This is a genomic window from Caballeronia ptereochthonis, assembly GCF_001545075.1.
GTDB classification, from domain to species: domain Bacteria; phylum Pseudomonadota; class Gammaproteobacteria; order Burkholderiales; family Burkholderiaceae; genus Caballeronia; species Caballeronia ptereochthonis.
The window spans coordinates 126858-149794 of record NZ_FCOB02000020.1; the positions used below are offsets into that span (position 1 = coordinate 126858).

The 22937-nt window shown below is 64.0% G+C and carries 23 protein-coding genes; 18 read left to right on the forward strand and 5 right to left on the reverse strand.

Translation table 11 applies throughout. The features are described 5' to 3' along the window. The first annotated feature begins 256 nt into the window (after positions 1 to 256). A complete protein-coding gene (locus AWB83_RS21520; protein ID WP_087047637.1) occupies positions 257 to 1075 on the forward strand; it encodes an FkbM family methyltransferase in 819 nt (272 codons plus the stop codon). Between the two features lie 33 nt (positions 1076 to 1108). Here AWB83_RS21520 and AWB83_RS21525 read toward each other — a convergent pair whose 3' ends face one another. Then, positions 1109 to 2230 carry a GGDEF domain-containing protein gene (locus AWB83_RS21525; protein ID WP_341866729.1) on the reverse strand — a complete coding sequence of 374 codons (1122 nt, stop codon included), beginning with the start codon at positions 2228 to 2230 and terminating at the stop codon, positions 1109 to 1111. Positions 2231 to 2736: 506 nt separating this feature from the next. Here AWB83_RS21525 and AWB83_RS21530 point away from each other — a divergent pair. Further along, positions 2737 to 3069 carry a cupin domain-containing protein gene (locus AWB83_RS21530; protein WP_087047639.1) on the forward strand — a complete coding sequence of 111 codons (333 nt, stop codon included), beginning with the start codon at positions 2737 to 2739 and terminating at the stop codon, positions 3067 to 3069. A gap of 204 nt (positions 3070 to 3273) precedes the next feature. On the opposite strand, the gene AWB83_RS21535 is transcribed toward AWB83_RS21530, so the two are convergent. Further along, entirely contained in the window at positions 3274 to 3513 is a 240-nt protein-coding gene (locus AWB83_RS21535) for a hypothetical protein (RefSeq protein ID WP_087047640.1), read from the reverse strand. Positions 3514 to 3602: 89 nt separating this feature from the next. Between AWB83_RS21535 and AWB83_RS36180 the strand changes: the two genes are divergently transcribed. From AWB83_RS36180 to AWB83_RS21550, 4 genes are all read left to right on the forward strand, one after another. Continuing rightward, the gene (locus AWB83_RS36180) at positions 3603 to 3902 is read left to right on the forward strand and encodes a hypothetical protein (protein WP_143750086.1); all 300 of its coding nucleotides are present in this window, start codon (positions 3603 to 3605) and stop codon (positions 3900 to 3902) included. A 35-nt stretch (positions 3903 to 3937) separates the two neighbouring features. Beyond that, complete coding sequence (locus tag AWB83_RS21540; RefSeq protein WP_087047681.1) at positions 3938 to 4384, forward strand: SRPBCC family protein; 447 nt, start codon at positions 3938 to 3940, stop codon at positions 4382 to 4384. Positions 4385 to 4775: 391 nt separating this feature from the next. Beyond that, a complete protein-coding gene (locus AWB83_RS21545; protein ID WP_087047641.1) occupies positions 4776 to 6053 on the forward strand; it encodes an MFS transporter in 1278 nt (425 codons plus the stop codon). A gap of 177 nt (positions 6054 to 6230) precedes the next feature. After that, entirely contained in the window at positions 6231 to 7160 is a 930-nt protein-coding gene (locus AWB83_RS21550) for a LysR family transcriptional regulator (protein WP_087047642.1), read from the forward strand. Here AWB83_RS21550 and AWB83_RS21555 read toward each other — a convergent pair. Beyond that, positions 7135 to 7929, reverse strand: a complete 795-nt coding sequence (locus AWB83_RS21555) for a LysR substrate-binding domain-containing protein (RefSeq protein WP_244197835.1) — start codon at positions 7927 to 7929, stop codon at positions 7135 to 7137. The two genes, AWB83_RS21550 and AWB83_RS21555, sit on opposite strands and share 26 nt — an antisense overlap. On the opposite strand from AWB83_RS21555, the gene AWB83_RS21560 reads away from it, so the two are divergent. Continuing rightward, positions 7921 to 8475 carry a periplasmic substrate-binding domain-containing protein gene (locus AWB83_RS21560; RefSeq protein ID WP_244197836.1) on the forward strand — a complete coding sequence of 185 codons (555 nt, stop codon included), beginning with the start codon at positions 7921 to 7923 and terminating at the stop codon, positions 8473 to 8475. The two genes, AWB83_RS21555 and AWB83_RS21560, sit on opposite strands and share 9 nt — an antisense overlap. Positions 8476 to 8505: 30 nt before the next feature. Here the strand turns inward: AWB83_RS21560 and AWB83_RS21565 are convergent, their stop codons facing one another. Next, entirely contained in the window at positions 8506 to 9378 is an 873-nt protein-coding gene (locus tag AWB83_RS21565; protein ID WP_244197837.1) for a GNAT family N-acetyltransferase, read from the reverse strand. Between the two features lie 247 nt (positions 9379 to 9625). On the opposite strand from AWB83_RS21565, the gene AWB83_RS21570 reads away from it, so the two are divergent. The 11 genes from AWB83_RS21570 (at position 9626) to AWB83_RS21620 (ending at position 22034) form a co-directional block, all read left to right on the forward strand. Continuing rightward, entirely contained in the window at positions 9626 to 11104 is a 1479-nt protein-coding gene (locus tag AWB83_RS21570) for an aldehyde dehydrogenase family protein (protein ID WP_087047644.1), read from the forward strand. Between the two features lie 197 nt (positions 11105 to 11301). After that, on the forward strand, positions 11302 to 11970 hold the full coding sequence (locus AWB83_RS21575; RefSeq protein WP_087047645.1) for a haloacid dehalogenase type II: 669 nt from the start codon (positions 11302 to 11304) through the stop codon (positions 11968 to 11970). Between the two features lie 25 nt (positions 11971 to 11995). Continuing rightward, entirely contained in the window at positions 11996 to 13270 is a 1275-nt protein-coding gene (locus tag AWB83_RS21580) for an NAD(P)/FAD-dependent oxidoreductase (protein ID WP_087047683.1), read from the forward strand. A 66-nt stretch (positions 13271 to 13336) separates the two neighbouring features. Continuing rightward, positions 13337 to 14959: an ABC transporter substrate-binding protein gene (locus tag AWB83_RS21585; protein ID WP_087047646.1), complete on the forward strand. Its 1623-nt coding sequence runs from the start codon at positions 13337 to 13339 to the stop codon at positions 14957 to 14959. 79 nt (positions 14960 to 15038) lie between these two features. Further along, the gene (locus tag AWB83_RS21590; protein ID WP_087047647.1) at positions 15039 to 15995 is read left to right on the forward strand and encodes an ABC transporter permease; all 957 of its coding nucleotides are present in this window, start codon (positions 15039 to 15041) and stop codon (positions 15993 to 15995) included. Beyond that, the gene (locus AWB83_RS21595; RefSeq protein WP_087047648.1) at positions 15992 to 16933 is read left to right on the forward strand and encodes an ABC transporter permease; all 942 of its coding nucleotides are present in this window, start codon (positions 15992 to 15994) and stop codon (positions 16931 to 16933) included. The genes AWB83_RS21590 and AWB83_RS21595 overlap by 4 nt, the downstream gene beginning before the upstream one ends. Next, entirely contained in the window at positions 16930 to 18771 is a 1842-nt protein-coding gene (locus tag AWB83_RS21600; RefSeq protein ID WP_087047649.1) for an ABC transporter ATP-binding protein, read from the forward strand. The genes AWB83_RS21595 and AWB83_RS21600 overlap by 4 nt, the downstream gene beginning before the upstream one ends. Then, positions 18768 to 19082 (forward strand): (2Fe-2S)-binding protein, encoded by a 315-nt coding sequence (locus tag AWB83_RS21605; RefSeq protein ID WP_087047650.1) that lies wholly within the window; start codon positions 18768 to 18770, stop codon positions 19080 to 19082. Before AWB83_RS21600 ends, AWB83_RS21605 begins: the two co-directional genes overlap by 4 nt. Next, positions 19067 to 20455, forward strand: a complete 1389-nt coding sequence (locus AWB83_RS21610) for an FAD/NAD(P)-dependent oxidoreductase (protein ID WP_087047651.1) — start codon at positions 19067 to 19069, stop codon at positions 20453 to 20455. Before AWB83_RS21605 ends, AWB83_RS21610 begins: the two co-directional genes overlap by 16 nt. Further along, complete coding sequence (locus AWB83_RS21615) at positions 20452 to 21621, forward strand: NAD(P)/FAD-dependent oxidoreductase (protein ID WP_087047652.1); 1170 nt, start codon at positions 20452 to 20454, stop codon at positions 21619 to 21621. The genes AWB83_RS21610 and AWB83_RS21615 overlap by 4 nt, the downstream gene beginning before the upstream one ends. Continuing rightward, positions 21618 to 22034, forward strand: coding sequence for a helix-turn-helix domain-containing protein (locus AWB83_RS21620; RefSeq protein WP_087047653.1), 417 nt, complete (start codon positions 21618 to 21620; stop codon positions 22032 to 22034). Before AWB83_RS21615 ends, AWB83_RS21620 begins: the two co-directional genes overlap by 4 nt. Here AWB83_RS21620 and AWB83_RS21625 read toward each other — a convergent pair. Then, on the reverse strand, positions 21948 to 22919 hold the full coding sequence (locus AWB83_RS21625; RefSeq protein ID WP_087047654.1) for a LysR family transcriptional regulator: 972 nt from the start codon (positions 22917 to 22919) through the stop codon (positions 21948 to 21950). The two genes, AWB83_RS21620 and AWB83_RS21625, sit on opposite strands and share 87 nt — an antisense overlap. Between the last annotated feature and the right edge of the window lie 18 nt (positions 22920 to 22937).

Below are 22937 nucleotides of genomic sequence, written 5' to 3' on the forward strand. Positions count from 1 at the left end.
GTGCGCCACTTGCAGCGGAACACGGATTTCCGGCGCTCGGGGAACTCTGTTTCAAACCGATGACCCAATCGGACCAGGGGTCGATACGAGGCTCCCGCGACGGCCAATCCGACGCGGACCGGGATCTGGCGTGCCGTTCTGGTATGCGACGTGTGAGCCAGCTACGAATCGAATGATCTCGACCCGATCTTCACTCTGATCGCAGGAGCGTTTCGTGCAAGGACGCTCCTCCCGATGGACCCATTCGGAGACAGAGATGCACGACTTTACGCGTGACTTCATCAAGTACACCGTCAAGGATATGGTGCCGCCGGCCATCCTGAGATTGCTGCGCCCTGACGATGCGACTTCCGACGCCTGGGGGACCGTCAGATATGGTCTGCACGGGTTACGCCTTCCCGGAGGCAGGCGCTTCATATATCGGCCTTCGCAGGAGGACCGACGGGTGTGCCGGGACATTTTCTTTCGACGATCCTACGCGACGGATCATCTCAGCCGGTCGCAGGAGATCGTCGACTTCTACCAGTCGAGCCCCGATCCGATCATCGTCGATGCCGGGGCCAACATCGGCGCTGCCGCAGTTTGGTTTGCACTAACGTATCCCAAGGCAAAAGTCCTCGCCATCGAGCCCGACGTATCGAACTACGAAGTACTCAGTCGTAATTCGACTTCGTTCCCTTCCATCGTGCCTTTGAACGCGGCGATTGCGGCGAACAGTGGAACGCTGCATCTGACCGATCCAGGAGCGGGCGCCTGGGGATATCGCACAGCGGAGCAACCGACCGAGCGCTCCTGCGCCGTCGAGGCGATGACGCTGGAGCAGGTGATAGCGAAATCGAGCGGAACGCCGTTCATTCTGAAAATCGACATCGAAGGTGCGGAGTCCGATCTCTTTTCGCGCCACTCCGAGGAATTGAACAGGTTTCCATTGGTGATCATCGAGCTGCATGACTGGATGCTCCCGCGGGAATCGAACAGTCGCAACTTCTTGAAATGGCATATTGAAATGAAGCGGGACTTCGTGCATTTCGGCGAGAGCGTATTTTCCATTTCCAATACGTCTTTGCCGCCGTGACAGGGGCCGTCGCGGCGTTGTCCGGCTTTCCGCTCAGGTCGGCGCCTCGATCTCCCGCACATCGACGTCCGGGGATGTCATGACACGGTTGCGTCCCATTGCCTTCGCCATATAGAGCGCCGCGTCCGCCCGCGCCATGACGCCCTCCAGCGTATCGCCCGGCGCGATGAGGGCGACGCCCGCGCTTAGCGTGCAGCGCACCCCGGCGCCGGGTGATCGCTCAACAGCGAGTCTCAGCCCGTTTGTCAACGTCTCTGCGTCGGACTTTCCTGTGTCGACGAACACGATTCCGAACTCTTCGCCACCGAGGCGCCCGAACAGATCGCTCGGCCGCAACTGGCCGGACACAACCGACGCGAAGTGAGTCAGCGTGCGATCGCCAACGGCGTGACCAAAGCCGTCGTTGATGGCTTTGAAGTTGTCGATGTCGAGAATCGCGATAGATAACGGCGCGCCTGTTGCGAGCGCCCGGGAATGCAAGGCGTTTGCCTTTGTCATGAACGCGCGCCGCATGAGTACGCCCGTCAGCTCGTCGATAGTCGCGAGCGTTTCCATCCTGCGGACGAGCTGATCGTGAGCCAGCATTGCCATGCCTATCGACATGCACGGCAATGTAACGATCGCGAGGCCGAGAAACAGAACGCTCCACGGCAAAGGTTGCAGATACGTGACCGGCGACGCGACGCCCAGACCGACCGCGACAGCGCGCGCGACGTGGACCAGTGCGCCGAGATAAGCAGCGGCGGCGACGAATCGATATCCGTACAGCGCACCGTCACGCGGCGCGTGTCGCAGCGCCAGCGTACCCACAGCGATCCGTCCATAGGCCATGACGGCGGATACGAGAACGACTCTCGCTTCAATGTTCGGCGACACGCAGGTAACATACACCAGTGCAACGAGGACGATGACGAATGCCGCCGACTCGACGCGCCGCACGGGGCGCATGCCGAAGAACTGACGCGTGCCCTGTACGAGCAGCGCCACGGCCACGAATGTGACGAGCGAAGCTCCAACAGTCGCAATGGGATTGAGCGGATCGCCGACGAGCAACATGTACAACGACACCGCGGCCAGTAGCGCGTAGGCCGCGCACCAGCGGTCTATGCCTGGCACTGCGGTTCGACGCAACGAGCCCAGGATTGCCACGCTCATCAGGCAAGATACGATCAAGATCCCGAATAGAGCGAGAGGGCTGAGCATGAGGTCGGTCGGACGGAATGGAGTGGGAAAACCGAATTAACGCGACGTGATCAAAAAATGAAGGCAAAACGAAATGGACGTGAAGCCACGTGTCGCTTTGGCGGAAAGATCGTATCGTAGCGCAGATATGCGTTAGGCCAATCCAATTGCAACGCAAGCGCGCCTGAATGTGACTGGACGGAGCCTTTTCCCCATCGAGACGAGCGGGCTGTTGATTGAAAGCGCAGTCACTGCAATGGCTCGTTTGAGCCAGTTCCTGCGCGATACCGGAGAGTGGTACCGGCGTTATTGCGTGCTAGGATGTCCTGTCGGAGGGGTGCCGATCGGCTTACGTTCGCTCGCTTTCCCGTGTGCGTAGCCCGTTTGCAGTGCACATCCATCCGACGATCAGCGAGCTGCTCCCGACGCTGCTCGACGGTCTTGCGCCTGTGAAGTGAAAGTTGACGTGAGGTCGAGCCATGCTCCTTCAAACGGGTAACCTTTTCAGCTTCGAAGCGAAGCGCGGCGGCGAAGAGCGGATCGACATGCTCATCACGGGGCAGCGCCTGAACGTGGAGCGGATCGTGTCGATGGGACACGCGAGTCCCGAAGGGTTCTGGTACGACGACTCGCGCGCCGAATGGGTTGTGCTGCTGTCGGGCGCGGCCGTGCTCGAGTTCGAAGAGGACTCGACGCTGCACGACATGCGCCCGGGCGACTACGTGCTGATCGAGCCGCATTGCCGGCATCGCGTCGCGTCGACGCTTGCCGAAGAACAAACCGTCTGGCTTGCGATCTATTACGAACGCTGAATCGGGCGCCGATTCATATGCCGCCTTGACCATCGTCGACAGGGGCCGCCTGATCGTGGTTCAATCGCACGGCGCATAGTGGTATGGCCGCTCGGGCAAATATTTCCCGGGCGATTCGCGCCGCGCGGCGACCACGAGGGTCGCCCGCTGCGATGGTAGCTCCATCGAATGAAGCAGACGCGCCTCACCCAACTCGACTCGCGCTCAAAGGAGGCGGGGGTCCTGCGCCGGGCGTTCCGGCGACGTCGGCAACGGCACCGGGATGTGAAGGTCCTTCAAGAGCGCGGCGCCGGGCCACGACATCGGCATGGACGGCGGCATCCCGGGAATGGTGTTCTCGCTGCCCGGTTTGGTCACTTGCAAGATGCCGCCGCGCATGGCGGACGTCGCGTCGCGATGGAGTGTGTCGACGCGGGGCAGATCGATGATCATCAGAGTAGTCATGGCTGGTCTCCTGGCAAAGGTAAAGTGAATGGCGACACGGAAGTCACCACTCGATCATTTGCACGCGGCGTGCCAAAGAGTGCCAACGAGTGCGAAAGCCGTTGATTATCGGCTTCGGTCGAATCCATACGTGGATAGCGGCGTACTCCGAGCAACAGTTCGACCGCTTGCTGTCGGCGAGCGCCAGACATTCGCACGTCCGCAGTAAGCGACCACGACGCCGGGGATCAGCCTGCGCGCTGCGGCTTATCATCGCCTTGGCGATGACCCGCGCCATCGGTCTGCCGGGCCTCAAGCACGCACCTGAAGCCTGCCCGACGGATGGTTCGGCCTCCGTGTTTTCCCTGATCCCGGCCAATGTCGATTCCGGCTTCGATGCATCGTCGTAGAAGTGTGTCCAATTTCTCCAAAAGGTGAGCACACCATGACTACCGGAACCATCCATCTCCACCGTGTCTTGCGCGCGACTCCCGAGCGCGTCTATCGCGCCTTCCTCGAACCCGACGCGATAGCAAAGTGGCTTCCGCCTTACGGGTTCACCTGTCAGGTCCACCACCTGGATGCCCGCGCGGGCGGCACTCACAAGATGTCCTTCCGCAACTTCAGCACCGGCAACGGCCATTCGTTCGGCGGCGAGTACATCGAACTGGTGCCGTTCGAGAAGATCCGCTACACGGACCGCTTCGACGACCCGAACCTGCCTGGCCAGATGCAAGTCACCGTCTCATTGCGACAGGTGTCCTGCGGAACCGAACTCACCATTGTGCAGGAGGGCGTGCCCGAGGTCATTCCTGTGGAGATGTGCTACCTCGGCTGGCAGGAGTCGCTGGTTCAATTGGCGAGACTGGTCGAGCCCGAAATCCCTGACTGACGACGTCGGCGCAGACGCTGTGACCGCAGTTCCGTGCCGCCCATCGTCGACGATGACGATTGCTCGATTTTTCGCGCGCGACGACGCGGGCCGTCACGTCTCGCGTGCTGTCGCCGCCTGTTCCCGGGCGTCCATCCGAAGTATCCCTAGTTTGCGGCGGAAGCCTTGCCGCCCCGGTTCGAAACCGCCCGCAATGCCTTATCCGACGCTGGCGCGGACCGCTGTCGCGCCATTATTTGCATTTCGCGAATGACGCATTCGCCGGTTCTGCCGTTCTTTTCAAACTGCGCCTGGGTCACTCTCTGTGCCATTGGCGGCGCCGCGCTGCAAGGAGGCCGAATCGGTCTCGTCCTTGTGACGGCGACCGCCGATTCTGACTCAGGAGACAAAGATGAAATCGACCCGGTGGGATACGTCCTACGAATGGAAAGCCGTGACGCTGCTTGCGCTTGGATTTGGCCTCGTCGGCCTCGATCGGTGGCTGATCGCGCCGCTCTTCCCATCGATCATGAAGGACCTGCATCTGACCGCGCAGGACGTCGGCAACTGCATCGGCATACTGGGTCTCTCGTGGGGCATTTTCGCCGCGCTGATGGGTGGCATCTCCGACAGGATCGGGCGGCGCAAGGTGTTGATACCCGCGATCATCGCCTTTTCCCTGTTGTCGGGTTTCTCGGGTGTGGCAGGCGGCCTCGCCAGCCTGCTCGCCGTTCGCGCGTTGATGGGCGTCGCCGAAGGATCGTTCTGCCCGACCAGCTTCGCCGCGACCGCGGACGCTTCCCATCCGAAGCGGCGCGGCTTCAATCTCGGGCTTCAGCAAAGCGGATTCGCGCTGTTCGGGCTCGCGCTTTCACCGATCATCGCGACACAACTGCTCAACGTGGTGACATGGCGCTGGGTGTTCGCGCTCGTCTCCATTCCCGGATTGATACTGGGGCTGCTGATGTTCCTCGTGATTCGCGAGTCGCCGGCAGTGGCCGAATCAGCCCTCCCGGAACGGCAGGCGCAGAAGGCTGCACAGCCCGAGCGGGGCAACTGGCGCGACGTGCTGAAGAGCCGCAACATTCCCGTCGCCATGGCTGCGCTGTTCTGTGCGATGACGGGTGTCTTCGTGCTGGGGGCGATGCTGCCGCTTTACCTCACCGAATACCTCGCGCTGGACACGCAGCGCATGGGCGTCGTCGTGTCGGCCATCGGCTTCGGCGGTTTCGTCGGCCAGTTCGGTCTGCCAGGGCTCTCCGATCTCGTCGGCCGGCGTCTCGCGAGCATCGTCGGTTTCGCGGGAACGGCGGTCATGCTGTACGTGTTTCGCGGACTCGGCTCGCAGCCGCTCGTTCTGTTCATCGTGCTGTTCGTCGCGGCCTTCTTTACGCTGGGCCTCGTTTCGCTGCTCTCGGGGCCGGTCGCGACGGAGGCGGCGCCGGCCGGCATGGTGTCGACTGCGATCGGCATCGTGGTGGGCGCCGGCGAGATCTTCGGCGGCGGCGTGGCGCCGGCGCTTGCCGGATTCGTCGCAACTCGGTTTGGAATCCAGAATATTCTATGGCTGCCGATTTGCGCGGTGGTGGTCGGTATCGGTGTAAGCCTGCTGCTCGAAGAAACCGCTCCCGCCAGAGCGCGCCGGAATTCGCAGGCGGTCGAGTTCGCCGGAGGCGAGCAGCCCGAGTAAGCGAACCTGCCTGCGGATCAAGCGCGCGCGACTGCCGTTGCTTCGAGAAGAAGCATGGCGCTGCGCGCGCACTCTTTCTTTGTGCCATCAGCCGTTGGAATGTGCCGCCGCATGCGCTCGTTCGCGCACGCCGCAGCGGATACACTGACGTGCTGGACACGATCGAAAGGGACCAGCATGGATCGTTTTCTCAGCATCGAGGCCTTCGTGCGGGTAGCGGAGACCAGCAGCTTCGCGGAGGCGGCACGGCAGCTCGGGGTCACCAGCTCGGTCGTGACCAACCGCATCCAGCAACTCGAGAAGTTCCTCAATGTGCCGCTGTTTCACCGCAGCACGCGACATGTGCGGCTTTCCGACGTCGGCGAGGCCTTTTATCGCGACTGCGCGGAGGTCGTGGGACGGGTCAACGAGCTGACCGACCAGATGCGCGAGTTGCGCGCGACCCCGACCGGGCGACTCCGGATCCAGATGCTGCCGGGCTTCGCGCTGGGCCACTTCGGCGCATCGCTTGCCGAATTCAACCGCCGGTATCCAGGCATCCAGCTCGACGTGATCGTCAATGACCGGGTCGTGGACCCGATCGAGGAAGGCTTCGACGTCGCGTTTCAGATCTTCCCGCCGATCTCCGAATCTCTGATCGAGCGGCGTCTCTTTACCGTTCGGCGGCTGTTTTGCGCAGCGCCCTCGTATGTGGACGAGCATGGCGCACCGCAGCATCCGCGTGACTTGCTGGAGCACAGGACGGCTCTCTATTCGGGCTATCCGTCGCGCAATCGCTGGACGATGACGCGCGGCGACGAGGTCGTGGAAATGGAGTTGCCCGGCATCATCCGCTCCAATTCCGTTCATCTGCTACACGACTATGCGTTGACGGGCGGCGGGGTGGTTTGCCTGCCGACGCTGGTGGCGAGCGCGTCGCTGCTGAACGGCTCGCTCGTGCCGATTCTGGCGGACTATGCGCTCTCACCGCTGAACTTCGCAGCCGTCTATCCCGCAACGCAACGTCAGGGGCTCAAGGTGAAGGCGCTGGTCGAGTTCCTCGCCGAGCGGCTGGGGCCCGAGCCCGCGTGGGACGTGCCGCTCATTCAGCGCGGATGGGTGAGATAGGCGGATGCGGGCCCGATCGCCCCTCGTCCGCCTGACGGGTCTTGTGAACCGCTGGCAATGAAGCAAGCACGCGCCGCGCGTCATCGAGTTCCCTTTTCATCTCATCGATGAGCCACTGTGCAACCTTGCGCGTATTCTCGGAAGGACTGGACGAGCGATGTTCGAGTATGTAGTGGCAGCCCGTCTCGACATAGCGATCCCATGCGGGAATCACCTTGCCCTCGTTGAGCGGCGCCGCGATGGCAAGCAGCCAGCCGAGCACGATCCCCTGGCCGAGCATCGAGCATTGCACCGACAGTCCCGGATCGGTGTGATGTACGGCTTTACCGACGCCCGTATCGGTGAGGCCCGTCGTTCGATGAAAGTCGGCCCACGAATGCGTGGTCACATCGAGATGAATGTAGGTGTGGCCTTCGGCGCTTTTCGGCGCGTCGAGCGAGCCGAACTCGGAGAGATAGTTTGGGCTGCATATCGGAACGATGACTTCCGGACACAGGCAAAACGGATTCCTGTCCGAGCCGGGCCCATGCAGCCGGATGCCGAGGTCCGCATCTTCGAGCGGTCCGTACAGGCGCCCGGGCATGACCTGCAAGCGCAGATTGACGCAAGGAAACGCCTTGCGAAACTCGGCATAACGCGGCAGGAGCCACAGCGCGGCGAAACCGCTTGCGAGCGACAACGTGACGATCTCGCCTTGTGCATGATCGCGCTTGAGCTCGTCGATGGTACGGCCGATTTGCCCGAAGCCGGACGCCACGGCGTGCTGCAATGTTGCGCCGCGATCAGTCACAAGGCGCAGTTCCACTTCAAGAAGGCCGGCACGCCGGGCGCGCGCGCGGAGATCATCGCGCCGCCTTCGGTGGAAACCGCGCTCGATTCCGCAATGATGGTCCAGCAGGCCGCGAAGCAGGCGGGCGTCGACATCAACGTTCGCCGCGTGCCCGCGGACGGATACTGGTCCACCTACTGGATGAAGTACCCGATGACCTACGGCTCGATCCTGCCGCGCCCGACGCTCGATCTGCTCTACACGCAGTTCTTCAGGTCGAATGCGAACTGGAACGAGTCGGGCTGGAAGAACGAGCAGTTCGATCAACTGCTCGTGCAGGCGCGCCGCGAGCGCGACGAAGCGAAGCGCAAGCAGATGTACGGCGACATGCAGACGATCGTCTACGAGAAGAACAGCCTCGTGATTCCCGCGTTCATCAACTTCATCGACGCGCAGAGCTCGAAGCTGCATGGATTGAAAGGCAGTCCGTCGGGCCGCGTGATGGGTTATCGCTTCGCCGAGTTCGCGTGGCTGCAACAGGCCTGAAGCTCGGTCCGATCGATGTTCGCGCCTCTGCTACCACAGCGCCTGGCTCGTCAGCGCGAACTGGGTGAGCGTCGCATCGGTGGATGGCGGGCCGTCGAGCGCCATCTGCTCGATGGTATCGACGAGCGGCAGCCCGAGCCCTTCGAGCCACGGGGAAAGCCCGTACCGCAGCGGCGTATCGACGCGCACGAACATGCCCGCGTTCAGGGAAAGCCAATAGCTGATCAGCGCCTTGGCGCGGCTCTCGTCCGGCGATTCGGGCGCGATCACCGGCCCGATCACATGTCCGTCGCCGAACCGTCGGAAGAGCGCGAAGCCGATCAGCTCGCCATCGCGATCGAGTGCGATGCCGCTCGCCACGTCGAGCAGTTGCGGCAGCAGCTCGCTACGATCCAGCCCGCTCGCACGCGATGCAAGTTCGACGAGACGCGGTGTATCCTTCGCGCCGATCGGGCGCAGCCGCTCGCCTGGCGGCAGGGAAACGAGCGGCGGCTGAAACGCCGCACCCTGATGCTGATGAATCGTGCCCATGTGCTCGAAGCCGAGCGCCTCGCACATCGGCCTGCCTTCGTCGGACGCATGAATCAGCAACGTGCGCGAGCCGAGCTTCGCCATCAGCCGATCGAGCAGGCCACGCCCGATGCCCCGCCGCTGATGCCCCGGCGACACGATGAACATGCCGAGCGTCGCCGCATCCGTGCCGAACTGCCACGCGAGCGCCGTGCCGACGAGCGTCCCTTGCTGATCGACGGCGGCGAACCCGCTGCCCAGACGTGCTGCGAAACGCCAGTCGTCCATGCGATGCCGCCATTTGACCGCCGTCGACAGCGCATGCGCGGCGGGAATGTCGTCGGGCGTGAAAGCCCTGTATTCGATCACATCGTTCTTGCCTGAGTCGGGCACGCCGGCCTCCTCGCTTTGAAGACAGTTACCGTGACTGTGACACCGCGCGGCGCACATGGCTAGGATGATCTTCCTGTCCCGCTCCATGGGTGAGCCCGTACGCGTGGTGCAACGCAAAACCGGAGGTTATGGCCGCAAGAACGCGCGCGTTGTGCCGACTCGGCAATTTTGTCGGCGAAATATGCCGGCGGTCCGGTCCTACGATGACGTCATGCCAACACAACATCCCGGAGGAGGACTCTCGCATATGGACCGTTTCGATCCCGTCAGCATCTCCATCAAAAGCGGGCATTTCATTGGTGGCGAGCTGATCGATGCGGGCGCGTCGCGCATCGAAGTGGCGCGGCCGTCGGATGGCGTCGTGTATGCATCGGTGCCCGTCGCCGATCATGCGATGATCGACTATGCCGTGCAGAACGCGTGGGCCGCGTTCAAAAAGACCGACTGGGCGCGCCGCGCGCCGCGCGAGCGCGCACGCGTGCTGCGCAAGTTCGCGGATCTTGTCGCCGCCGATGCCGCCACGCTCGCGCCGCTCGAGGCGCTGGGTTCGACGCGTCCCGTGCGCGATGCGTACAACTGGGACGTACCGTTCACCGCGGAAAGCATCCGCTTCTACGCCGAACTCGCCGACAAGATCGGCGGCGACGTCGCGGCCACCGACCATCGGCATCTCGGCATGACGATCGCCGAGCCGTACGGCGTGATCGGCGCCATCGCGCCGTGGAATTTTCCGCTCGTGATGGGCATATGGAAGACCGCGCCCGCGCTCGCGGCCGGCAACGCGGTCGTGCTGAAGCCCTCGGAAATGACGCCGTTCTCGGCGCTGCGTCTCGCCGAACTTGCGCTGGAAGCCGGCGTGCCGCCGGGCATCTTCAACGTGGTGCAGGGCGATGGGCGCACGACGGGCGATGCGCTCGTGCGTCATCCGCGCATCGGCAAGGTGACTTTCACCGGCTCGACGCGAACCGGCGCCGCGATCATGGCCGCGTGCGCGGAAACGGGCACGAAGCCCGTCACGCTCGAGCTGGGCGGCAAGAGCCCGCAGATCGTCTTCGCGGACGCGCCGCGCATCGACGAAGTGGCGCGGCGCATCGCGGGCGCGATCACCGGGAATGCGGGACAAGTATGCGTCGCGGGCTCGCGGCTGCTGGTGCAGCGTTCGATTGCCGAAGATCTGACCGATCGGATCGCCGGGGCATTCAGTGAACTGAAGGCAGGCCCGACGTGGGCCGCGGGCACGACATTGCCGCCGATCATCTCCGAGCCGCAGGCGCAGCGCATCGACGCGATCGTTCAGCGCAGCATCGCAAGCGGCGCGACCTTGCGCTGCGGCGGCAAGCGCGCGGATGCCGCGACGCCCGGCGCGTTCTATTCACCCACTTTGCTCTGCGACGTCACGCAGGAAAGCGACGCCGTGCGCGGCGAAATCTTCGGCCCGGTGCTCACCGTGCAGTCCTTCGACACCGAGGAGGAAGCACTCGAACTGGCCGCGCACCCCGATTACGGCCTCGCTGCGGGCGTGCATACGGCGGACATCGGCCGCGCGTTGCGCATGGTGCGGGGCATCGAAGCGGGCACCGTATGGGTGAACCGCTACGGCCGCACGAGCGACTTCGTGATTCCGACCGGTGGCTACAAGCGCTCGGGCATCGGCAAGGATCTCGGGCGGCAAGCCTATGAAGCGAATCTGCGCTTCAAGAGCGTGCTGATCGATACAGAAGGCTGACACGCACGAACGTTCGAAAAATGCGCCGCATTTTCTGCTGTCGCGGCGTCGAAAAACGCATGACTTATGTGGTTGCAAGGCCCGCATTCAACGCCATCCGACATTTTTGCCTTGTTTAAATTTTTCTCGACACATCGCTGTTCCTTGCTTTCAACACCGAACTCCGGACGGGTTCATCACACGACAGGACTGACACCATGATCGATTTCGAGCCGAAGTACATCACGTTCGACTGCTACGGCACGCTGACGAAATTCCGCATGGCCGACATGGCTCGCGAGATGTACGCCGACCGCCTGCAAGGCGACGCTCTTGAGCAATTCGTGAAGTTCTTTGCAGGCTATCGGCGCGATGAAGTGCTTGGGGCGTGGAAGCCGTATCGCGACGTCATCGTCAATTCGGTGCGCCGCGCGTGCAAGCGCATGAACGTCGCATTCAACGAGGCGGAAGCCGAGAGGTTCTACACCGCCGTGCCGACCTGGGGCCCGCATCCGGACGTGCCGGAAGGTCTCTCGCGGCTTGCTTCGAAGTACAGGCTCGTGATTCTGTCGAACGCATCGAACGACCAGATCCAAAGCAACGTCGACAAGCTCGGCGCGCCGTTTCATCGCGTGTTCACGGCGCAGCAGGCGCAGTCGTACAAGCCGCGCATGCAGGGCTTCGAGTACATGTTCGATCAGCTCGACTGCAATCCGGAAGACGTGCTGCACGTTTCGTCGAGCCTGCGCTACGACCTGATGACGGCGCACGACATGGGCATCAAGCACAAGGCGTTCGTCAAGCGCGGCCACGAGCCGGGCACGCCGTACTACGAGTATTACGAAGTGGACACCATCGGCGATCTCGCCACGCAACTGGGTCTCTGATCACCACTTCACGCGAGCAATGCCGATGAAACTCGACTCCTACTGGCTCGATACCGCGCCCGCCATGATCTCGACGTGCGAAGGCCCGGCCGACGGTCAGGTCGATGTCGCCGTGATCGGCGGCGGGTTCACGGGTTTGTCGGCGGCGCTCGCGTTGGGCAGGCGCGGCGCGTCGGTCGCCGTGCTCGATGCCGGGCGCATGGGCGGCGGCGCGTCGGGCCGCAATGGCGGTCAGTGCAATACGGGCGTTGCGCAGGACTATGCGGCCTTGCGCGCGCAGCTCGGCGTGGAGCGTGCGCAGGGCTGCTATCGCGCGTATGCGGCGGCGGTGGATACGGTCGAGCGCTTGATCCGCGAAGAGCAGATCGATTGCGACTATCTGGCTTCGGGAAAACTGAAGCTCGCCGCGAAGCCGCATCATCTCGAACATATCGCCAGGACCGCCGAACTGATCCGGCGTGAAGTCGATCCGGACATCGATCTGCTCGATCGCGAGCAGATCCGCAGCGAAGTGCAATCCGACGCTTTCCATGGCGGCCTGTTGCAGCGTCACGGCGGCCAGATGCATATGGGCAAGTTCGCGGCCGGACTCGCCAATGCAGCCGCAAGACAAGGCGCGCGCCTTTACGAACATGCCGAAGTCACGAACATCGTGAAGGAAGGCGGCGCGTATCGCATCGAATCGAAGCGCGGTTCGTTGCGCGCGAATCAGGTGCTGATCGCAACCGGTCCCTCGAAGCACGGCCCGTTCGCCTGGTATCGCCGCAGGCTTGCGCCGGTGGGCTCGTTCATCATCGTGACGGAGCCGCTGCCGGCCGGCGAGCTCGCGCGTCTCCTGCCGAAGCGCCGCTCGTACACCACGAGCCGTCTGATGCACAACTACTTTCGCGTCACGCCCGATTCGCGCCTGCTGCTCGGCGGACGCGCGCGCTTCACCGCATCGGAGCGTCCTTCCGATGCCAGGAGCGGACGCATCCTGCAAGCGAATCTCACATCGATTTTCCCGAGCCTCGCGGATGTGCGCGTCGATTATTGCTGGGGCGGGCTCGTCGATATCACCGCCGATCGCCTGCCGCGCGCGGGCCAGCACGACGGCATCTATTTCTCGATGGGCTACAGCGGCCACGGCACGCAGATGTCCACGCACATGGGACAGATCATGGCCGACGTGATGAACGGCAACGCTGCCGCGAACCCGTGGCGAGATTTCGACTGGCCCGCGATTCCGGGCCATACCGGCAAGCCGTGGTTTCTGCCGCTCGTCGGCGCCTATTACTCGATCAAAGACGTTTTCTATTGAAGCCAAGACAGGCGGCCGCCTACCGAGCCGTCGAACGATCACAGCACCCCTCACGCGGAGAAGTCCATGAGCATCGATCAATCGCCTGAAGCAGTTGCCCATGCCGATGCCGGCAAACGGCTCGAAGAACTGACGCGCCGTGGCGCGTCGCGGCGCAACGTCCTTCGCGCGATGGCCGCGGGCGGACTGTTGTCGGTGACGGGCACGGGCCTGCTCACCGCGAGCGGCGCGGCCTTCGCGCAGGACAAGCCGAAGCAGGGCGGCAAGATTCGCGTGGCGACGCAATCGTCGTCCGCCGCCGATACGCTCGATCCCGCCAAGGGCGCGCTCGGCACCGACTATGCGCGCGCGTTCATGTTCTACAGCGGCCTGACCGAGCTCGATTCGCATCTCGGCGCGAAGATGGCGCTCGCCGAATCGCTCGAAACGACGGACGCGACGGTGTGGGTCGTGAAGCTTCGCAGCGGCGTGCAGTTCCACGACGGCAAGTCGCTCTCGCCCAACGACGTGATCTATTCGCTGATGCGCCACAAGGACCCGGCGGTCGGCTCGAAGGCGAAGACGCTGGCGGATCAGTTCAAGGAGATCAAGGCGACCGGCCCGAACGAACTGACGATCACGCTCACCGGCGCGAACGCGGATCTGCCGGTGATTCTCGCCGACTCGCACTTCCTCATCATCAAGGACGGCACGACGGACTTCAAGACGGCCGTCGGCACGGGTCCGTTCAGGCTGAAGGAGTTCTCGCCGGGCGTGCGCACCGTCGGCGTGCGCAACGAGAAGTACTGGAAGCCGGGCATGCCGCATCTGGACGAAGTGGAGCTGATCGGCATCGCCGACGAGCCCGCGCGCGTGAACGCGCTCATGTCCGGCGACGTGCAGCTCATCAACGCAGTGAGCGCGCGCTCGACGGACCGCATCAAGGGCACGCCGGGCTTCGCGGTGCTGGAGACGAAGACGGGCCAGTACACCGATCTCATCATGCGCGACGAGGGCGGCGTCACGGGCAACGCCGATTTCCGCCGCGGCATGATGTATCTGATGGATCGCGAGCAGATGCGCAGGACCATCTTCCGCGGCTATGGCGCGATCGGCAACGATCAGCCGATCGATCCGACCAACAAGTACTACATGTCGGGCTTGCCGCAGCGCGGCTTCGATCCCGACAAGGCGAAATTCCACTTCCAGAAGGCGAAAGTCGGCAGCGCGCCGATCCAGCTCTATGCATCGCCGGCGGCGGAAGGTTCGGTCGAGATGGCCGTGCTGATGCAGCAAGTCGCGCCGCAGGCGGGCATCAATCTGCAAGTCGTGCGCGTGCCGGCCGATGGTTACTGGTCGAACCACTGGATGAAGCATCCGCTCGGCTTCGGCAACATCAATGCGCGCCCGAGCGCGGACGTCATCTTCACGCAGTTCTTCAAGTCCGATGCGCCGTGGAATGAAGCGAACTGGAAGAGCCCGCAGTTCGATCAGCTGCTCGTCGCCGCGCGCGGCGAGCCGGACGATGCGAAGCGCAAGAAGCTCTACGGCGACATGCAGGAGCTCGTGCACAAGGACGGCGGCGTCGGCATTCCGATGTTCCAGAGTTCGCTCGATGCGCACACGACCAAGCTGAAAGGCCTCGGCGGAATTCCGCTCGCGGGCCTGATGGGCTGGATGTTCGCGGAGAACGTGTGGCTCGAGGCGTAAGCGCGCTTCAATACGGGATGCGCGCCGTCTTCAAAGCGGCGGCGCGCGAAGTCAACCCTCAATCGGGAGGCGATATCCGATGAAAGCTCACGCGCAACGACTCATCGCCGCGCGCCTCGGCCTGGCGCTGCTTACGTTGCTGATCGTGTCGATGGTGGTGTTCGGCATCACCGGCCTGTTGCCGGGCGATGCCGCGCAGCAGGCGCTCGGACAGGCGGCCACGCCCGAGCAGGTGGCGGCGCTCAGGCATCAGTTCGGTCTCGATCAGCCGGCCTTCACGCGCTATGTGCAGTGGCTCGTGCATGTAGTGACGGGCAACTTCGGCACGTCGCTGTCGAACAATCTGCCCGTGCGTGAGCTGATCGCGACGCGTCTGCCGAACTCGCTCGTGCTCGCGGGATTGACCGCGCTCGTGTCCGTGCCGCTCGCGCTCGTGATCGGCATCGTATCGGCGATGTATCGCGGTTCGCTGCTCGATCGCGTGCTCAATGTATTCACGCTTTCGACGGTCGCCGTGCCCGAGTTTCTCGTCGCGACCATCGCCGTGCTGATCTTCGCGGTGAAGCTGCGCTGGCTGCCGGCGCTGTCGTATCTGTCGGACGTATCGTCGTTCGGCGCGCTCGTGCGCACTTACGCGATGCCGGTGATGACGCTCTGCTGCGTGATCGTCGCGCAGATGGCCCGCATGACGCGCGCGGCGGTGCTCGATCAGCTCAACGCGTCGTATGTGGAGATGGCGTTGCTCAAGGGCGCCTCGCCGATGCGAGTCGTTTTGCGGCACGTATTGCCGAACACCATCGGGCCGATCGCCAACGCGGTTGCGCTAAGCCTTTCGTATCTGTTCGGAGGCGTGGTGATCGTCGAGTCGATCTTCAATTATCCCGGTCTTGCGAGCCTGATGGTCGATGCGGTCACCAATCGCGACATGCCGCTCGTGCAGGGCTGCGTGATGGTGTTCTGCGCGGCGTATCTCGCGCTCGTGCTCGTCGCCGACCTGTGCCAGATCGTATCCAACCCGAGGCTGCGTCAACGATGAACCGACACGCCGCAACTCCCGTCTCCTCTCACGCCACCACCGTGCTGTACGAGCAGCCCTCCGCCGATGCGCCGCAGGAGCAGGCGTCCGTCGTCAGGCGGAGCGTGTGGAGGCGCCTCGTGAACCGCTTCTCGGTGCTCGGGCTGATCGGGCTTTTCATCGTCGTGTTCTGGCTCGCGGTTGCATTCGTCGGGCCGATCGTCGCGCCGTACAAGGGCGGCGCGTTCACGTCGACGGAAATCTTCGGCTCGTATGGCGCCGCGCACTGGCTCGGCACGGACTATCTCGGCCGCGACATGCTGAGCCGCATTCTCTACGGCACGCAATACACGGTCGGACTCGCGCTTGCATCGACGGTGCTCGCGAGCGTCATCGGCACGTTCTTCGGGCTGGTGGCGGCCGTGTCGGGCCGCTGGGTCGACGAGGTCCTGAGCCGCCTCTTCGATGCGCTCATCTCGATCCCGAGCAAGATTCTCGCGCTCGTCGTGATCGCCGCGTTCGGCTCGTCCATTCCGATGCTGATGATGGTCGCCGCGCTCGCGTACATTCCCGGCGCGTTTCGCATTTCGCGCTCGCTCGCGGTGAACATCATGACGCTCGAATACGTGCAGGTCGCGAAGGCGCGCGGCGAGAAGCTCTTCTACATCGCGCGCGTCGAAGTGCTGCCCAACATGATTCACCCGATGCTCGCGGACTTCGGCTTGCGCTTCGTGTTCATCGTGCTGCTGCTTTCGGGGCTGAGCTTCCTCGGCCTGGGCGTGCAGCCGCCGAACGCGGACTGGGGCTCGCTCGTGCGCGAGAACATCGGCGGTCTCGCGGAAGGCGCGCCTGCGGTGCTGATGCCCGCTGTCGCGATCGCGACGCTGACCGTCGGCGTGAATCTGCTCATCGACAGCTTGCGTCGTCATGGCGCGCGTTCGCACGGAGGCGGGCAATGACAACGAACACGAGCATGATCGAAGTGAAAGGCCTGCGCGTGGTCGCGGGCAGCGCGCCCGATCCGGTTGTCGAGATCGTGAAGGGCGTCGAGTTCACGGTGAAGAAGGGCGAAGTGCTCGCGCTGATCGGCGAGTCGGGTTCGGGGAAGACGACCATCGCGTTGTCTTTGCTCGGACACGCACGCGGCGGATGTTCGATCGCGGGCGGCTCGGTGAAGATCGGCGATATCGACGTGCTTTCCCTCGATGAGAAGGGCCGCCGCGCGTTGCGTGCGCGCGTCGTTGCGTATGTCGCGCAGAGTGCGTCGGCGGGCTTCAATCCGGCGCGCACGATCATGGATCAGGTGACCGAGCCCGCGCTGCTGCACAAGCTGATGACGCCCGCCGCCGCGCGCGAGAAGGCCATCGGCCTGTTTCGTTCGCTTGCGTTGCCGGGTCCTGAAACGATTGGCGATCGCTATCCGCATCAGGTGTCGGGCGGTCAGCTGCAGCGTTTGATGGCGGCAATGGCGTTGATCACCGATCCGGCTGTCGTCGTGTTCGACGAGCCGACTACCGCGCTCGATGTGACCACGCAGATCGAAGTGCTCTCGTCGTTCAAGCGCGTGATCCGCGAGCTCGGCACGACGGCGGTGTATGTGTCGCACGATCTGGCGGTCGTCGCGCAGATGGCGGATCGCATCGTCGTGTTGAACGCCGGACGCGTGCGCGAAAACGGCACCACGGCGCAGGTGCTCGATGCGCCCGCCGACGAATACACGCGTCAGTTGCTTGCGGCGACGCGTCGTCCCGAGGCGGAGTTCACCGCGCCCGACGAAGTTCGCGAGGTTCCGCTGCTCGAAATCCGCAACCTGAGCGCGGGCTATGGCCGCGTCGATGCCAGCGGTGTGCCCGCCGTGCGCGTGCTCGATGACGTGAGCCTGAAGATCGCGCGTGGCAGCACGCTTGGCGTGATCGGCGAATCGGGTTCGGGCAAGACGACGCTCGCGCGCGTGGTCGCGGGTCTCGTCGATCGCGCGCGCGGCGACGTGCTGCTCGACGGCAAGCCTTTGCCCGCGAAGTTGTCGGATCGCACGCTGGATCAATATCGTCGCGTGCAGATCGTGTTCCAGAACGCCGATACCGCGCTGAACCCGAGCCGCGCCATCGCCGATATCCTCGCCAGGCCGATGAGCTTCTATCACGGCCTGCGCGGCGCGGCGGCGCAAAAGCGCATGCTCGAGCTGCTCGATCTGGTGAAGCTGCCGGCGTCGATCGCGAGGCGTCAGCCGGGTGGCTTGTCGGGCGGGCAGAAGCAGCGCGTGAATCTCGCGCGTGCACTCGCCGCGAACCCCGAACTCATTCTCTGCGATGAAGTGACGTCCGCGCTCGACACGGTCGTCGGCGCCGCGATTCTCGATCTGCTCGCCGAACTGCGCCGCGAGCTGAACGTGTCGTACATGTTCATCAGCCACGATATCTCGACGGTGCGCGCCATCTGCGACGAAGTGATCGTGCTCTACGCGGGCCAGTGCGTCGAAGCCGGTCAGCGCGACGCGCTTTCGCGTCCGCCGTATCACCCGTACACCGGTTTGCTCGTCGATTCGGTGCCTGCATTGCGTCCCGGCTGGCTCGATTCGCGTCGTGCGATGGCGCTCGCCGCGTTGCCCGCGCTCGGCCCGGAAAGCGATGCGCACGAACTGTGCAGCTTTCGTTCGCGCTGCGCGGCGCGCATCGACGGCAAGTGCAACGTCACGCCGCCTGCCAGGAAGAAATTGCCTTCGGGCGCGGAGATTCTGTGCCATCACAGCGCCGCCGATCTCTCGCGCATGCAATCGACGGAAACGGTGACGGCATGAGCGGACGGTTCGTGAGAGTCGCGGAGAAAGGGCGCAGGACGTTCGAGATCGTCATCGACGGAAAGCGTGCGCGCGCGGCCGAGGGCGACACGCTGATGGTCGCGCTGCTGACGTCACAGGAAGACTTGCGCGATTCCGAATTCGGCGATGGCCGTCGCGCGGGCTTCTGTGTGATGGGTGCGTGCCAGGACTGCTGGGTCTGGACCGCGAGCGGCGAGCGCTTGCGCGCGTGCACGACGCAGGCGGTCGAAGGCATGTCGATCGTCACGCGCTTCGCGCAGGCGCAGGAGGGCGTATGGCCGCGACTGTGATCGTGATCGGCGCGGGGCCGGCGGGCGTGCGCGCGGCGCAGGCGCTCGTGCAGGCGGGTTTGCGTCCCGTCGTCATCGATGAAGGCAGAAGGGATGGCGGACAGATTTATCGACGTCAGCCCGAAGGTTTTACGCGCACGTATGAGACCTTGTACGGCAGCGAAGCCGAACGGGCTCGAGCATTGCATGGCGATTTCGATGCGTTGCGCGCGCGGATCGACTACGTTCCCGAGACGCTCGTGTGGAACATCGAGCCGAATGCGGTGCATGTGGTGAGCGGCACGCGCTATCGAAAGATTGCATTCGATGGGCTCATCATTTGCAGCGGCGCGACGGATCGGCTGATGCCCGTTCCCGGCTGGCATCACGCGGGCACATATAGCCTGGGCGGCGCACAGGTCGCGTTGAAATCGCAGGGCTGCGCGATCGGCTCGCGCGTCGTGATGATGGGCACCGGCCCGCTCCTTTATCTCGTCGCCGCGCAGTACGTGAAAGCGGGCGCGAAGGTGAGCGCGGTGCTCGATACGTCGACATTCGTGCAACGCGTGCGTGCGCTGCCGCAATTGCTCGCGATTCCATCGACGTTGAAGAAAGGCATCGCGTTGATGAGCGTGCTCAAACGCGCTGGTGTGCCGATTCATCGCGGCATCACGCCTGTATCGATTGAAGGAACGCCCGAGCATGGCGTTCAGAGCGTGCGCGTCACGCAAGCGAACGGCTCGATGTTCGAAGTGGAATGCGATGCGGTCGCGCTAGGCTATCACTTGCGTTCCGAGACGCAGCTCGCCGATCTCGCGGGCTGCGAGTTCCACTTCGACCGGGCTTTGCACCAGTGGCTGCCGATTGCGGACGAAGACGGCCGCAGCCACATAAAAGGCGTCTATGTCGCGGGCGACGGCGCGCGCGTGCGCGGCGCGGATGCCGCCGAACACGCGGGGCGACTCGCGGCATTGGCCGCCTTGAACGATCTGGGTGTCGCGCACGATGCCGCCGAGGCCAGAAAGTTGCGCGTGCAACTAACCCGCTTCACGCGCTTTGCCGCGGGGTTGCGCACCGCATTCCCATGGCCCGCGCGCTTTGCCGCGGCGTTGCCGGACGAAACCATCGTCTGCCGCTGCGAGGCGATCACCGCGGGCGAGCTTCGCCGGGTCGTCAACGAAATGGGCGCGAAAGAAGCGAATCGCGCAAAGGCGTTTTCACGCGTCGGCATGGGCCGCTGCCAGGGCCGCTTTTGCGCGCATGCCGGCGCCGAAGTGATTGCCGCGGAAGCGCGCGTGCCGCTCGAAGCCGTGGGAAGGCTGCGCGGCCAGGCGCCCGTCAAACCGCTGCCGATGGCGCTCGCGCCCCACAAGGACATGGAGACGAGCGAATGAACCAGCGCGCCGATGTAATCGTGATCGGCGGCGGCATCGTCGGCACGACGACCGCTTTTTTCCTGCGACGCCGCCAGCGCTCCGTGATTCTGCTCGAACGTGGTTTGACGGGACAGCAGGCGAGCGGCGTGAACTTCGGCGGCGTGCGTCGACAGGGACGGGCGCTCGAGCAACTCGCGATGTCGAATCGCGCGCTGGAAACGTGGCGTCGTTCGCGCGAATTGCTCGGTGAAGACATCGAGTTCCTGCCGTCGGGGCACACGCGCGTCTGCTATCACGCGCACGACGCCGAATACTTCCATCGCTATGCCACCGAGGCGCGCGCCCATGGCCTCGATCTCGAAGTGCTCGAAGGTGCGGCCATGTTCAGTCGCTTTCCGTTTCTCGGACGCGACGTGCTCGCTGCATCGATCTCGCCGCTCGATGGCCACGCGAACCCGCGTCTCGCCGCGCCCGCGTTCGGACGCGCGGCGGCGCGGCTTGGCGCGCGCATCGTCGAGAACACGGAAGTCGTGCGCGTCGAAAAGGAGGCGGGCGGCTTTCGCGTGGAAAGCGCGGCGGGCGATGTCTATCGCGCGGAGCAAGTGCTGATCTGCGCGGGCGCATGGGCCAACGCGCTGTCGACCCAGCTCGGCGAGCCCGTGCCGCTCGTCGCGCGCGGTCCGCAGATGGCGGTGACCGAGCCCGTGCCGTACGTCTTCAGGTTTTCGATGGGCGTGTACACGTCGATCAAGGAAGAGAGCGTGTATTTCCGGCAAATTCCGCGCGGCAACATCGTGCTGGGTGGCGGTCCGCCCGGTCCCGCCGATGCCTCCACGCGGCGCGCTTCCGTCCTGCCCGAAAATACTGTCGCGCAGATGGCACAGTTCCGCCGCATGGTGCCCGCGATGCGACCGCTGCATGTGATTCGCGTCTGGAGCGGCGTGGAAAGCTATCTACCGGATTCGGAGCCGGTGATCGGCCCGAGCTCCAGGGCCGATGGCCTCTTCTATGCATTCGGCTTTTCCGGTTCAGGTTTTCAGATCGGCCCGGGCGTCGGCGAAACGCTCGCCGAATTGCTCGACACCGGCAGCACGCCGATCGACCTTGCATCGTTTTCCATCAGACGATTCGAGTGCGCGTCATCGGCGCGCGCCGAGTCGGTCACTTCCGAGACTTCGCCATGAGCCACGCCAATCTCGTCGACGCGCTCGCCTATATCGAAGCCAATTTCGACAAGACAGTGAGCCTCGCGCAGCTCGCGGATCTCTCGGCGCTGAGCGTATCGCGCTTCGCGACCGTGTTTCGCGAGCAATTCGGGCTTTCGCCGTACAAGTACCTGTGCGAACTGCGTGTGCGGCGTGCGCAGACGTTGTTGCTTGCGGGCGTGCCGGGATCGGTCGTCGCGACTGAAGTGGGCTTCTTCGATCAGAGCCATCTGGCGCGGCATTTCAAGCGCTTTTGCGGCCTGACGCCCAGCGCTTTCGTGGAGCGCACGCGTAGCAAGGCGTGTTCAGCCGAGCGCGATGCCGGTCTGCTCAAGCGCGCCGCGCAGCCCGAGCGCAGGGTATTTGCTTTCGACGATGCGCATGTCGCTTAAGGCTTCCTGGATGATCCACGCGCGCACATCGGCGACGATGGGTCTCAAAGGCCGATTCGGCGGCGTGAGCAGACAACAGCGCCGGCTCGTGACGATCAATTCTTCTTCGGCAGGCACGAGCGCGCCTTGCGCGAGCCAATGCGACGTCACGTTCAACCAGCCGAGCGCGATGCCCTGCCCGAGCAGCGCGGCCTGCACGACGATCGCATAGTCGTTGAAGCTCAGCATGCCCGCGGCGTGGCGCTCTCTTGAAGCGAACGCACGAAAGCGCTCATGCCAGCCGCGCTCCTCATCATCCATGACGATGACGGTATCGCCGTGCACACGCCCCGCTTCCGTTTGCGCAAGCTCGTGATAACGCGGATTGCACAAAGGCAGCAGCGTTTCGGGCATCACGAGCACGGCGTTTTCGTCGATATCCTCGTCGTGCAGAAAGCGCATGCCGAGATCGACGTCAACGAGCGGCCCGCCGATGCGTCCCGATATCAGCTGGAACCGCAGATCGACGGAAGGAAACGCCTGATTCAGGCGGCTCATGCGCGGCATCAGCCAATGCGTGGTGAAGCCGGTGGAAACGGAAAGCGTGACCGTTTCGACGCCCGTCGCGCGCGCCTCGATCTCGCGGATTGCGCTTTCGATTCCGCTGAAGCCTTCGGAAATCTTGCGATAGAGAATCTTGCCGCTTTCCGTCAGCTCGATACCGCCGCGCACGCGCTCGAAGAGCCGCACGCCGATATGGTCTTCCATGCGCGCGAGCATGCGGCTGACCGCAGGCTGACTGACATAGAGCTCCTGCGCGGCGCGCGTGAAATTCCCGCAGCGCGCGGCCGCTTCGAACACGAAAAGCGCGTTCGCGCTGGGCAGTTTCTTGCGGAGGTTTGGCATGACTTCATGTTATGCCCG